Consider the following 12,169-nt stretch of genomic DNA (forward strand, 5'->3'; position numbering starts at 1 on the left):
CTTCAGATGATCTGGGCTGCGCCCTGATCCAGAAGAGCTTGCACGAATATCAGAATATCCCCGCGGCAGGTCTGTTCGTCGACCTTGTACTCGCTGACGATGGTGTTGGTCATTTGCTCAATGGTCATTGGACGTTCGAGCAATGCCCAGAGGCGCGGGCCTACTCCGCTGATGCCGAAGTACTGGCCACTGCGGACATGCATCATGACAATGTCGCCATCCATCTCGGTTGCAATGAGCTCAGGCGAGCGGATGACGTGGCTGTTGGCGGCTAGATGGGGCATGGCTACTCATGATCCAAGAAGATAGCGCAAGCCTAACAGCTCCCCAGTGTGATGGCACTATTACACGAGCGTCTGGCAAGCTGATAAAGCATGGGGATCACCGCTGTACTCAGGGTCATCGATCACCAGGACACATGCTTCGCAGGATGGCCAGAGGCAACAGGGGAGGCCTGGTTGGCTGTTGATCGGCTAGTAGCTCTTGCAACGGATTCGGTTGGGACGCTAGATCACAGGCCCGAACTCTCGGGATCCCAGTTGCACCAAGCTTTTGAGTCCGTCTCCTGCTCGGGCCCGCCGCATGTCTGCAATGCGAGCTTCTCCCGCGATCTGGGCGGTGTACAGGTACTTCATGCCGCTATCGAATTGCACAGTGATTGAGTCCTGTCCAATTTCAAATACGACAACTCCGAATCTATAAGCGCGCCGGATTTGGTATAGCGTTGCAGTGTTTTTGGCATCATCAAGCGAGTACCGCCTACCGGAATTTCGTAGGGCATTTGGCACAATGCCCGGCGAGCTTAGTAGGCATCGAGAAGGCGTGCAGGAAGAAGCCTACTTCCTGGGCATTGGAATCGCCTCCGGCACACGCCACGCCAACGCAATCTACTTTGAAGATATTTGCTCTATTAGGTCGATCCGCGATCACTATGCCGCAAAAGGCATGGATGAAGACGCACTCTACGAACACATCAAGGGCATCCTGGAAGAACGCTACGTCCGGTGGGGGCATGCCGTCTGATGTTTGTTTGCCAAATACACAAACAAGACAAACACGCGGCAGTTCAAGCGTCCGGACGGGGTCAATATCATGGCGATTGATCAGCTACCGGATGGCCGCTGGAAAGTCGAGCCCATCAGCCGAACTCGGCCATCACCTCATTCCGTCGCGCTCTGGCCAGGACGACCATCCGCCTCCCGAAAGGCCAGGCTGCTCACTCCCTGCGCCACACCTTTGCAAGCCACTTCATCCAGAACGGTGGGAACATCCTCACCCTGCAGAAAATCCTGGGCCACTCCAGCCTGGCAATGACCATGCGTTACGCGCACCTGGCGCCGGATCATCTGCAGGATGCGGTACGCTTTGGCCCGCTCTCGTCTCTATGATTCAGATATTCCATTGATGGAATATTCCTTTGAGGTTATATTTTCTCCATGACTTGGGATATCGAATACACCGACGAGTTCGGTGAGTGGTGGGAAAGCTTGTCTGCTGAGGAACAGGAGTCCGTTGCGGTGTCAGTCCAGCTCCTAGAGGAGCGAGGCCCGTCACTGGGCTTTCCACACAGCAGCGGAATCAATGGCTCTCGTCACAGCCACATGCGCGAGCTGAGGACTCAGCACGAAGGCCGACCCTACAGAACCCTGTATGCATTTGATCCCAGGCGTTCGGCTATTTTGCTGATCGGTGGCGACAAGACTGGTGATGATCGTTGGTATGACATCAACGTTCCGCTGTCTGATCGACTGTATGACGAACATCTGGAACAGCTTCGTAAGGAGGGCTTGATAGATGGCTAAGAAATTTGCAGAGCTGCGCGCAAAAATGGCGCCTGAGGCTCAGGCCAGGGTAGAGGCCAAAGCCCAGGAGCTGCTTGCAGAGATGCCGCTTAATGAGCTGCGCCAGGCTCGTGGGCTGTCACAGAAGGTGCTGGCTGAGGTACTGCATGTACAGCAACCATCCATCGCCAAGATGGAAAAGCGTACTGACATGTACATTTCCACTTTGCGTAGCCACATCGAAGCCATGGGTGGTCAGTTGGATGTCATTGCCCGGTTTCCCGATGGTTCGGTGAAGATCAGCAATTTTTCAGACATCGAAAGCGATCTTCTCCAGCAGGCTTAACGCTTCGACACCTTTTCGACACCCCAAAGAAAAACCCCTGGCTTTCTCTAGGAAAATCAGGGGTTTATTTGGTGGAGCCGGGGGGATTTGAACCCCCGTCCGCCAGTTCTCCACTGTCGGTACTACATGCTTAGCCGTGTCTATTGAGTTAACCCTCAGCCGCCCGACGGGCAGGGTGCATTGGGCGAGTTGTGTAAGTTTTAGCCACTTCGTCCACAACGTACTACGCGGCGATCCTGTTCTGCATGACAATCACTTCAGGTTTACAGGCATCCCCTAGTGATCGCTGGAGCCGAAGCTACCAGAAGGACTAGTCGCGCCGCTTACGCAGCGAGAGCGTAGCCCTCGTAGTTTTCGTCATTGGCAACTATAGAAAGTTGCAACAGTGGATTTACGACTTCTGTTACCAAGTCGGCATGCACCTCGAGCTTCGCTACCGGCGTCGAATCCTAATCGGCCCCAAAACTTTTCGGTTACAGATAGGACGCTCAGTGTACGGCAAAGGTTCCTCAGCGTCGACTGCGGATTCCATCACGGAAGGCTATGATGGCGCCTCGCGCCAGCCTGTGCCCTCTGGAAAGGAGCCGTAATGCCGAGTTCTAGCCGCTACCCTCTACGTCAGTGGATCTGGCGAGCGTTCGTGCAAAGCGCTTTGATCCCACTGATCCTGGTGGAGTCGGTGTTGATTGCGGTGTATCTGCTGAGCAACCAGGCGATTCGCGATGCGCAGATCGGCCACCTACAAGAGACAGCGGTCAAGGATCTGGCCAGCGCTGCATTGCGCGAAGGGCAAGTCATCGACGGGCGCCTGCGTTCCATCGAGTCATTGGTGCAGGTATACCGCGATGCCGCTCACAAAGCGCTATTCGATACCCGCTTCCAGGCGGACGAACTCGAGCGCCAACGCCATGCGGTTACCGACAGTGGTGTGTTCTATACCCGCAGCGACGACGGTCGCGCGGCGTCCTTCTATGCCAATAGCACGCCCTTGGCGCAGCAGGATCACGACAAGGTCATGCGACTGTCGCAACTCGATCCGTTGATGCGCTCGATCCAGCAGGCCAACCCGCTGGTGGCTGCCCTGTATTTCAATACCTGGGACAGCTACAACCGCATCTACCCCTGGTTCGATACGCCGGCGCAGTATCCCCATGACATGGTGATTCCAGATTACAACTTCTACTACCTCGCCGACGCCAAGCACAATCCGGATCGCAAGGTGATGTGGACGGAGGTGTATCTCGACCCTGCGGGGCTTGGCTGGATGATGTCCGCCATCGCTCCGGTGTATCGCGACGATTTCCTCGAAGGTGTTGTCGGCCTGGATATCACCGTTGGCCAGGTGCTTGGCGAGATCGCCGAACTCAATGTGCCCTGGCAGGGTTACGCGATGCTGGTCAGCCATGACCACAACATCATGGCGCTGCCCAAGGCCGGTGAGCTGGATTTCGGCCTGCGCGAACTGACCCAGTACTCCTACGAGGAGGCCGTGCGCCGTGAGGTGCTCAAGCCCGAGGACTTCAATCTGGCCAAGCGCGAGGGTATGGAGTCGTTACTGCTAGCGATGAACGAGGGCAATGGCAACGTTCAGGAAGTGGTGCTCGGTGGACGCAAGCAACTGGTGGCCTGGAGCGAGATTCCACAAACCGGATGGCGCTTGCTGCTGGTGGTAGACGAAGAGCAGATTTTCCATGACACCAACCAGCTGGCCGAACGCTACATGCAGATCGGTTATCTGCTGATCGCCGGTCTGCTGGCCTTTTACCTGCTGTTCTTCGCCTTTATGTGGCTGCGTTCGCGCAACCTGAGCAACCAATTGGCCGAGCCGATTTCCGGCATCGTCGATATGGCCGCCAGCCTGGGGCAGGGCAAATACCTGCCGGCCACACCGGATAGCCATATTAGCGAGGTCAGTCGCCTGGCCGATGCCGTGCAGCAGGCTGGGAGGCAGCTCAAGGCCAGCGAGCAGGAGCGCCAGGAGGCGCAGAACATCCTGCAGTTGGTGCTGGAGAGCACGACCGAAAGCCTCTGGCAGATCGATGCCAAGGCGCTGACCATCGAGCTCAGCGAGCGATTCGTACGGCGCTTTGGCCTGGGCGCTTCGACCCTGGCGCTCAGCGAATTCAACCAGCGCGTGCACCCGGATGATCTGGAGCGGCTGCGTCATCTGCGCAAGCTGTTCGCCGACAGTGGCGAGGAATACTTCGACGCGGAATATCGCTACCTCGATTGCCACGGCGAGTACCTCTGGCTGCTCAGCCGCGGCAAGGTGTTGGGGCGTGACGAGACAGGTTGGCCGTTGCGTATCGCTGGCACCCATGTCGATATCACCCGGCTCAAGCAAGTGCAGGAGGAGTTGCGCCACGCCAGCCTCGAAGCGCTGGCAGCGAGCCAGGCCAAGAGTCGTTTCCTGTCGAGTATGAGCCATGAACTGCGCACGCCGCTGAACGCCATCCACGGCTTTGCCCAGTTGATCGAGATGGAGGCGCAGGAGAAGCCCGACGCCAAACTGGAGAGCGATTACTCGCGCGAGATCGTCAGTGCAAGTCGTCATCTCACTTCGCTGGTCGACGATATTCTCGATCTTTCGAGTATCGAGAGCCGGCGGCAGCAATTGCAGCTCCAGCCTATCGAGATTGGCGCTTTGCTGGGTGGTTGCGCCGAGCTGGTACAGCCTGAGGTGCAGCAGAAACAGCTGCAGTTGCAGGTAATGGAGCCGGCCGACCCGCCCTTGTTCGTGCAGGGTGATCCGCGTCGGGTACGGCAGATCTTGCTCAACCTGCTTTCCAATGCGATCAAGTACAACAGTCCGCGCGGAATGATCCGCATGGGTTACGAGGTGCGCGCCGACTGTGTGCGGCTATGGGTCGATGACACCGGCCCCGGGCTGTCCAGCGAGCAGCAGGCGCAATTATTCCAGCCGTTCCAGCGTCTGGGACGCGAAAGCTCGAACATTCCGGGAACGGGGATCGGTCTGGTGCTGTGTCGCGAATTGGCCAGTCTGATGGATGGGGAAATCGGCCTGCGCAGCGAACCCGGGGTAGGCAGCCGTTTCTGGCTCGATATACCCAGCGCTGCCAGTCCTGGTGGCCAGAGCAGCGAGGCTGTCGATGCGCCAGCACAAACGGTGCAAAGTCTGGTTCAGGTGCTGTGCGTCGAGGATCACCCTGCCTGCATGAAGATTCTGCAGGCGTCGCTGCGTGAGTTCGCCGAGGTGCGTGGCGTCAGCTCCTGCCAGCGCGCTCTGGCCGAATTGGAAGGCAGTGAGCCAGCGCTGGTGCTACTGGATATCGACCTGCCCGACGGCAATGGGCTGGATATTCTCGACGCCATGCGCGCCGAGCCACGTCTGCGTGATGTACCGGTGATGGTAATCAGCGCAGTGGCCGACGCCCGTTTGTTCGAGGATGCCCGAGCACGTGGTGCGTCGGCCTGTCTGAGTAAACCGGTCGATCTGCAGGAGGTACGACAGGTCGCGTTGGGCCTGCTCTACAGTGGTTTCTGAGCAGGCCCTGCCGTGCGTTATTCGCTGGCGGAAAGCAGATCCAGCGCTTCGCTCAACACCTTGACCGACTCGGCATGATCGCCAGCCTTGTGTAGGGCTTCGCCTTCAGCGCGCAGCTCCTTGACCTTGGCCAGCACCTCGGGGTCGGTGGGCGGGTCGCTTTGCAGCAGGGCGTCGATCTTGGCCATGTCCTGCGGGCAGTGCATGGCCCACAGTGGCAGGCTGACCAGGATAGCGGCGAGAAACATGAGCGTGCGACGCATGATGACTCTCCTGAAACAGGCAGCAGGGATTTCAGTATAGAAGCTCGCTGCCCGTATGCAGGTACTCAGTAGTGATACCAGCGCAGTTCCAGCTTCACTTCGTTGACCGGGCTGGCGAGCTGGCTGAATTCGCGCTGGGCACTCAGGCGCAGGCCGAGGTTACGCGACACTTCCCATTGCTGGTTGAGTGACAGGCGCCGGCGCACTTCACCGTTGTGGAAATAGTCACCGGCTGCTTCCAGGGTCAGGTTGCCCAGCGGGTTGCGCCAGAGCAGGCCACTATTGAAGCCCAGTGCGGGCGAAACGACTGCCGCGAAGTCTTCGTTGTATTCCAGGCGCGCGGTGCCGAGGGTAAAACCGAGCAAATCTTCGCTCAACTGCCAGCTGTAACCGCCGCCGCCGCTGATGTGGCCAACCAGTGGTGTGTCGCCAGCTTCGCCTAGTACGCGCTCCAGACCGCCGCCGATCTGCCAGGAAAGGGGCTGGAGCAGGGCATTGCGTGGTGTCAAAGAGCGGATGTTGGCCAGATCCAGGCGCTGCAGTTGCCAGTGATTGTTCTCGTACTGGCGCAGCTTGAGCTGGAGGATTTCGATCTGTGCGCCCAGCGGGAAACCGTCGAGGTTGTCGCTCAGGTCATGGTAGGCCATGCGCAGACCGTATTCGGCGAAGGCGCGATCATCCCGGCTGCCGCCCGCCAGTTGCCAGGTGCGTGATTCGTGACCTTCTTCGGGCAGAGGTGGGCGTTCGACCTTCAGCGGTGGTGGCGGATTGCGGTTGATAGCGCCGAGCAACTGGAAGCTGCGTTGGGCGTTGCTGCTGCGCTCTTCTCTGTTGGCGTGGTAGCGCACCAGGCGGAAGGCGGCGTCCTGAATCAGTGCGCGCCGTTCGGCGGGCAGGGCGAGGAAGTCGGCATCGCTGAGCTGCGTCGGGTCTTCACTCAGGCGTAGTGCCCAGACCTGTTCGTCGGCCTGCAATGGCTCGGCGCGCGCCAGCAGCTCACGCTCACGCGAGGGACGGTAGTCGATACGTTCGATCAGCCCGGCATCCTTGACCGCACGTACGGTGTCGGTGGGGATGGCGGTGAGCGGGAAGTGCTCGGTCAGTTCGATGCCGGGGCGGGCGATCTCCAGCAGTTCCAGCAGGCGGTAGGAGCAGTTTTCGTCGAAGAAGAAGTAGTCGAAGCGGATCTGCTTGAGTTCCCACACATGTTCGACCATGCGCGCGGTTTCTTCCGGTGTCAGGTTCAGCCGGTATTCCCACAGGTCGCGGTTTTCCAGGCTGTTGTATTCGCTGAGTTTGTCGCGGTAGGGCACCAGGGCGAACAGGCCGGGGTAGCCGCCCATCAGCCCGCGCCAGGCGTAGAGGATGCTGTTGTCGTCGCCTTCGATGAAGGCGCCGAAGTTCAGCGCGTAACTGAGCAGCGCGGTGTTGTGACTGTCGATATCGGCCTGGTCGATGCGCAACAGGGTGTGGCCGAACATCGACGACGGACTGTTCAGGTATGCCGCCGGGAACACCAGCACCGTGCTGTGTGGATTGACGTCGGCAAACCAGTTTCGGTACTCGGCGCAGTCCGGGTTGGGTAGGTCATCGAGTTGCAGTTGGGCTTTCAACCAGCGGGTGCGCGCCGGGTAGATGCACTGAGGGTGACGGTCGCCAAGCTCGGCTGGCCGATAGAGCGCCTGTAGCGTGGCGGAGAGTTCGGCCGTCGGGTCGTGGTCGCCACCGGCGGCGAGGAAGAAGGCATCGTCATCGACATAGCTGCGCCAGCCGCCGAGCTTGCCGGTCTCGTAGTGACCCAGAGCAATCCAGTACGGGTCGCTGGCCAGTTCGGCCAGGCGCTGCGCTGAGACGGCGTGAAGCGGAAGGCTGAAGCTCAGGGCGAGGACGGCGAAGATCCGTTTCAAGGTCGCTGTTCTTCCGGTTCGGGGCGATGACCGAGCTTTGGCCAGGCGCGATGCTGGTGTCAAGGCAGCACTGGAGCGGCATTTGTGCAAGTGCGAGGTGTTACCGATGATGCGCCTTGCATCACGTTCCAGGTTTCATTTGGCCAGGTGGTTGAAGCCCTGGAGTTGGCGGAGCGGTTATTGGCAGCGGGATTTTTCTCTGTAGGACGAATCAAGCCTTGATCGCCATTGCGCCACAGGCCCAGAATCATGCCCATGTTTTGCGGAGATGTCCGCCCGCTATAAGGATCACCAATGTCCCAGCGTAGCCTCGATGCTTTGCGCCTTGCACCCGAATCACTGACCCGCCCTTTCTCCCCCGAGCAGTTCAACTTCAAAAGTACCGACGATCTTGAACCTTTCCGCGGTGTGCTCGGTCAGGCCCGCGCCGTGGAGGCACTGCAATTCGGTGTGGCCATGCCGCGCCCTGGTTACAACGTGTTCGTCATGGGCGAGCCAGGCACCGGGCGCTTCTCTTTCGTCCAGCGCTATCTCAAGGCCGAAGCCAAGCGCATGGAGACGCCGGCCGACCGCGTCTACGTTAACCACTTCGACGAGCCGCGCGAGCCACGGGCGCTGGAGCTGGCGGCTGGTACGGCGAGCGAGTTCATCGCCGACATCAACCAACTGATCGACAACCTGCTGGCCACCTTCCCGGCGGTATTCGAGACGCCGACCTTCCAGCAGAAGAAAAGCGCCATCGATCGTTCCTTCAACAAGCGCTACGACCAGGCGCTGGACGTGATCGAACGCCTGTCGCTGGAGAAGGGCATCGCCCTGTACCGCGACAGTACCAATATCGCCTTTACCCCGATGGCCGATGGCAAGGCGCTGGACGAAGCTGAATTCGCCCAGTTGCCGGAAGCTGAGCGCGAGCGTTTTCACGCTGATATCGCATTGCTCGAGGAGCGTCTGAACGAAGAGCTGGCCAGCCTGCCGCAGTGGAAGCGTGAGTCGAGCAACCTGCTGCGTCAGCTCAACGAGGAAACCATTACCGTTGCGCTGCAACCGCTGCTGGCGCCGTTGTCGGAGAAGTACGCCGAGAATGCCGGCGTTTGCGCCTACCTGCAGGCCATGCAGGTCAATCTGCTGAAGACTGCCGTTGAGCAACTGGTGGAGGTGGACAAGGCCGACCCGCAGCTGCGCAAGCTGCTGGAAGAGCTGTACTGCCCGAGCCTGGTGGTTGGGCACCATGCCCACGGCGGTGCGCCGGTGGTGTTCGAGTCGCATCCGACCTACGACAACCTGTTCGGCCGTATCGAGTACAGCTCCGACCAGGGCGCCCTGTACACCAGCTATCGGCAACTGCGCCCGGGCGCGCTGCACCGCGCCAATGGCGGCTACCTGGTGGTCGAGGCGGAGAAACTGCTCAGCGAGCCTTTCGTCTGGGAGGCGCTGAAACGCGCGCTGCATTCACGCCAGTTGAAGATGGAGTCGCCGCTGGGCGACCTCGGCCGCATCGCCACCGTCACGCTCAACCCGCAGGTGATCCCGCTGCAGCTCAAGGTGGTGATCATCGGTTCGCGTCAGCTCTATTACGCACTGCAGGATGCCGATCCGGATTTCCAGGAGATGTTCCGTGTACTGGTCGACTTCGACGAGGACATTCCTTTGGCCGACGACAGCCTGGAGCAGTTTGCCCAGTTGATGAAGACGCGTACCTCCGAGGAGGGCATGGCACCGCTCAGCGGCGCTGCCGTGGCGCGCCTGGCCACCTACAGCGCGCGCCTGGCTGAGCACCAGGGTCGCCTATCTGCACGCATCGGTGACCTGTTCCAGCTGGTCAGCGAGGCGGATTTCATCCGCGATCTGGCTGGTGAGAGCCTCACCGATGTCGGCCACATCGAGCGTGCGCTGAAGGCCAAGGCCACCCGCACCGGCCGTGTTTCGGCGCGGATCATCGACGACATGCTGGCCGGCATCATCCTCATCGACACCAGCGGCGCCGCCGTCGGCAAGTGCAACGGCCTGACCGTGCTGGAAGTGGGTGATTCGGCATTCGGCGTGCCGGCGCGGATTTCCGCCACCGTCTATCCGGGCGGTAGCGGTATCGTCGATATCGAGCGTGAAGTCAGCCTGGGGCAGTCGATTCACTCCAAGGGCGTGATGATCCTTACCGGCTTCCTGGGCAGCCGCTACGCGCAGGAGTTCCCGCTGGAGATTTCCGCGAGCATCGCCCTGGAACAATCCTACGGCTATGTCGATGGCGATAGCGCCTCGCTTGGTGAGGTGTGCACGCTGATCTCGGCGTTGTCGCGCACGCCACTCAAGCAATGCTTCGCCATCACCGGCTCGATCAACCAGTTTGGTGAGGTACAGGCGGTCGGTGGGGTCAACGAGAAGATCGAAGGTTTCTTCCGCCTGTGTGAAGCCCGCGGTCTGACCGGCGAGCAGGGCGTGATCATCCCGCATTCCAACGTCGCCAACCTGATGCTCGACGAACGCGTGCTGCAGGCTGTGAGAAACGGCCAGTTCAACGTCTACGCCGTGCGCCATGTCGATGAGGCGCTGAGCCTGCTGGTCGGCGAGGCGGCCGGCCACCCCGACGAGAAGGGGCGCTTTCCCAAGGGTAGTGTCAATGCGCGTGTGGTCGAGCGCTTGCGCGATATTGCCGAGATTGGCTTGGAAGAGGAGGTCAAGAGCCCCGAGGTGGCGAAGAAACCCGAGGCCGAAAGCAAAGCGGCCAAGCCGGCCAAGGCTCCGCGCGGTAAGAAAGGGGAAGGTGAGGGCACTGCGAGCTGATCAGATCTTGCACGATTGTCCCTGATCGCCAGGGGTAGCTGCGCAGGTCTTTTTGCTCACTTCTCATGCACAGAGTTATCCACAGGTTTTGTGGGTAACTCTGCTCTTCACAGTGGGATCGCTCGGGGTGTAGGCTGAAGCCTGAATTCCGCGAGGGTCGCCGCGATGTCGCGTAGCCTCTGCCTCACCCGCCACTGCCTGGGCCTGGTCACCCGAATCGAATGCGTGATTCGGCCACTGGCAGGGGAAACCGGACGCTGGACGCTGCTCTGCGCAGCCGGTATGTCCGATGCCCAGCCTTCAGCCATCAAGGTACAAGGCCCATTCTACGGGCCTTTCGTCGCTGAGGACGTGCTGGCAGGCATTGCCGAGAGCCTGGCCCTGCAGGGTTATGTCGAATGTTGCGAACCACCTATCTGGCGTTTGCACCTGCTGGCTGAACTGCGCCGTGTCAATGGTGAAGGGCATGGCCATGGGCGGTCGTTTCAACGGCGCCCTGAAACCGACGGCCAGAGCTGAGCGGGCGTCGCTACGAGGGCTTTTCCAGAGCCATTCATCTGCGTCTGAACTGGGGTTATCCACAGTACTTCCGGATACTTCTGCTGACCGGAGCGGCTGGGTATACTCGCCGCCGTTTCGCCCCTCTTCTCTAGTGAGTTCTCCATGGAACGCTTTATCGAAAACGCGATGTACGCCTCGCGCTGGTTGCTGGCACCTATCTACTTTGGCCTGTCCCTCGGGTTACTGGCGCTGGCGTTGAAATTCTTCCAGGAAGTCTTCCACATCCTGCCCAACGTTTTCGCCATGGCCGAAGCCGAGCTGATCCTGGTGCTGCTGTCGCTGATCGACATGGCGCTGGTCGGCGGCCTGCTGGTGATGGTGATGATCTCCGGATACGAAAATTTCGTTTCGCAGCTGGATATCGACGACGGCAAGGAGAAGCTCAACTGGCTGGGCAAGATGGATTCCAGCTCGCTGAAGATGAAAGTGGCGGCCTCCATCGTGGCGATTTCCTCGATCCACCTGCTGCGGGTGTTCATGGATGCGCGCAACTACGACACCGATCACCTGATGTGGTACGTGATCATCCACATGACTTTCGTCGCCTCGGCGTTCGCCATGGGCTACCTGGACAAGCTGACCAAGCACGACTGAGTCGTCTTGAAGACCGCTCGTCCGCTCAGGACGAGCGGTTCCTTCCTGGGCTTGAGCTTTCTTTATCTTGTACAAGAATTGAATTTGTATAACTCTTGTATGAAATAAGGAGGTGCTCGCATGAACCTGCCCGACCTGTCCATCCATGCTCAGGCTGGACGTATCGCTGAACTCAATCTGGTTTCCCTCGAAGGTGGCATCTATCTGCTGGAGGCCTGGATGGGTGGCCGTGCTCATCCGGTGCTCGACAGTCGAGGCGCGGCATTGAAGCTGCGCTCGGTCGAGCACGCCCGTGATGTCTTGCAGGATCTGCCGGTTTTGCCTTTCTTCCTTCTGCACACTTCCGTGCACGATGAAATGTGCGGCATGCCGTCGGCCAACAACGGCTTGAAGGTACCGATCAGTCTGCACTCGGCATGGTCATAGGGCGC

The 12,169-nt window shown here is 59.8% G+C and carries 11 protein-coding genes, 1 other RNA gene and 1 pseudogene; 9 read left to right on the top strand and 4 right to left on the bottom strand.

Going from position 1 to position 12,169, the window contains the following annotated elements; all coding sequences use genetic code 11:
* Positions 1–2: 2 nt before the first annotated feature.
* Complete coding sequence (locus tag C7A17_RS17780) at positions 3–284, bottom strand: PqqD family peptide modification chaperone (protein ID WP_106739265.1); 282 nt, start codon at positions 282–284, stop codon at positions 3–5.
* A gap of 538 nt (positions 285–822) precedes the next feature.
* On the opposite strand from C7A17_RS17780, the gene C7A17_RS17790 reads away from it, so the two are divergent.
* From C7A17_RS17790 to C7A17_RS17805, 4 genes and pseudogenes are all read left to right on the top strand, one after another.
* A complete protein-coding gene (locus tag C7A17_RS17790; protein WP_158704680.1) occupies positions 823–1,023 on the top strand; it encodes a hypothetical protein in 201 nt (66 codons plus the stop codon).
* 140 nt (positions 1,024–1,163) lie between these two features.
* A pseudogene (locus tag C7A17_RS17795) lies at positions 1,164–1,388 on the top strand (tyrosine-type recombinase/integrase); the annotation flags it as partial.
* A 48-nt stretch (positions 1,389–1,436) separates the two neighbouring features.
* Complete coding sequence (locus C7A17_RS17800) at positions 1,437–1,802, top strand: type II toxin-antitoxin system RelE/ParE family toxin (RefSeq protein ID WP_061241945.1); 366 nt, start codon at positions 1,437–1,439, stop codon at positions 1,800–1,802.
* Positions 1,795–2,127, top strand: a complete 333-nt coding sequence (locus tag C7A17_RS17805; protein WP_074675645.1) for an XRE family transcriptional regulator — start codon at positions 1,795–1,797, stop codon at positions 2,125–2,127. Before C7A17_RS17800 ends, C7A17_RS17805 begins: the two co-directional genes overlap by 8 nt.
* 69 nt (positions 2,128–2,196) lie before the next feature.
* Here C7A17_RS17805 and ssrA read toward each other — a convergent pair.
* Positions 2,197–2,588, bottom strand: a transfer-messenger RNA (tmRNA) gene (ssrA, locus tag C7A17_RS17810).
* 128 nt (positions 2,589–2,716) lie between these two features.
* On the opposite strand from ssrA, the gene C7A17_RS17815 reads away from it, so the two are divergent.
* Positions 2,717–5,632 carry a hybrid sensor histidine kinase/response regulator gene (locus C7A17_RS17815; protein ID WP_106739267.1) on the top strand — a complete coding sequence of 972 codons (2,916 nt, stop codon included), beginning with the start codon at positions 2,717–2,719 and terminating at the stop codon, positions 5,630–5,632.
* Between the two features lie 17 nt (positions 5,633–5,649).
* Here the strand turns inward: C7A17_RS17815 and C7A17_RS17820 are convergent, their stop codons facing one another.
* Complete coding sequence (locus C7A17_RS17820) at positions 5,650–5,895, bottom strand: hypothetical protein (protein ID WP_106739268.1); 246 nt, start codon at positions 5,893–5,895, stop codon at positions 5,650–5,652.
* 65 nt (positions 5,896–5,960) lie between these two features.
* A complete protein-coding gene (locus tag C7A17_RS17825; protein WP_106739269.1) occupies positions 5,961–7,802 on the bottom strand; it encodes an Lnb N-terminal periplasmic domain-containing protein in 1,842 nt (613 codons plus the stop codon).
* A 294-nt stretch (positions 7,803–8,096) separates the two neighbouring features.
* On the opposite strand from C7A17_RS17825, the gene C7A17_RS17830 reads away from it, so the two are divergent.
* The 4 genes from C7A17_RS17830 to C7A17_RS17845 all read left to right on the top strand — a co-directional run bounded on the left by C7A17_RS17830 (position 8,097) and on the right by C7A17_RS17845 (position 12,164).
* A complete protein-coding gene (locus C7A17_RS17830; RefSeq protein ID WP_106739270.1) occupies positions 8,097–10,583 on the top strand; it encodes a Lon protease family protein in 2,487 nt (828 codons plus the stop codon).
* Between the two features lie 165 nt (positions 10,584–10,748).
* Complete coding sequence (locus tag C7A17_RS17835) at positions 10,749–11,102, top strand: PA4575 family protein (RefSeq protein WP_106739271.1); 354 nt, start codon at positions 10,749–10,751, stop codon at positions 11,100–11,102.
* 144 nt (positions 11,103–11,246) lie between these two features.
* Entirely contained in the window at positions 11,247–11,738 is a 492-nt protein-coding gene (locus tag C7A17_RS17840) for a TIGR00645 family protein (protein ID WP_106739272.1), read from the top strand.
* A 120-nt stretch (positions 11,739–11,858) separates the two neighbouring features.
* Positions 11,859–12,164 (top strand): DUF6482 family protein, encoded by a 306-nt coding sequence (locus C7A17_RS17845; protein WP_106739273.1) that lies wholly within the window; start codon positions 11,859–11,861, stop codon positions 12,162–12,164.
* Positions 12,165–12,169 lie beyond the last annotated feature (5 nt).

Source organism: Pseudomonas mendocina (assembly GCF_003008615.1).
Lineage (GTDB): Bacteria > Pseudomonadota > Gammaproteobacteria > Pseudomonadales > Pseudomonadaceae > Aquipseudomonas > Aquipseudomonas mendocina_C.